The sequence below is a fragment of the Mycobacterium sp. genome (assembly GCF_008709575.1).
Lineage (GTDB): Bacteria > Actinomycetota > Actinomycetes > Mycobacteriales > Mycobacteriaceae > Mycobacterium.
On record NZ_VYIK01000486.1, the window covers coordinates 1 to 588 of the forward strand.

2 pseudogenes are annotated in these 588 nt (G+C 62.4%); both read left to right on the forward strand.

Annotated elements, in window-relative coordinates:
* Positions 1–150: 150 nt before the first annotated feature.
* A pseudogene (locus F6Q13_RS19725) lies at positions 151–303 on the forward strand (type II toxin-antitoxin system VapB family antitoxin); the annotation flags it as partial.
* A 125-nt stretch (positions 304–428) separates the two neighbouring features.
* Positions 429–588: pseudogene (locus tag F6Q13_RS19730) on the forward strand (VapC toxin family PIN domain ribonuclease); the annotation flags it as partial.

Sequence of the window (588 nt, forward strand, 5' to 3'; positions counted from 1 at the left end):
ACGGCCAGAGCCTGGCCTATGACGTGGTCAGCGTCGAGGTAGCCGCCGAACGGGAACGCCGGCGTGTCTGAGGCCGGCGGTCACACTGTCGAGCAGCCAATGTTGGCGATGTATGTTCGTGACAAACATCGCCAACGTGGGGAGGCTGTCATGTCGGTGACGCAGATCGACCTCGACGACGAAGCACTGGCCGCCGTCATGCGGATCGCCGGCGTGCACACCAAGAAGGAAGCTATAAACCTCGCGATGCGCGATTACGTCGAGCGGTTCCAGCGCATCGAGGCATTGGCCCGGTCTCGCCAGCATGCCAAGGGTTGGGATTACGAGGGGTGGCTCGCGGCACGCGCCGACGAGAAGGCCGTCGGGACTTGATCTACTTCCTGGTGGATTCGTCCGCGGTCTGCCCGAGAGCCGGAACTCACCGATGACTGGAGCTTCTCGCTGCACAGCGGAGCTGTCGGATCATGCGAACCACAACGGGCCGAGTTCCAGCGGTCGGCGCGGAATGCCAACGAGTTCGATCAGATGAGTCAGATGTTTCGCGACGTCTATCCCGATGTGCCAGTGCCCAAATCCGTGTGGCAGTGG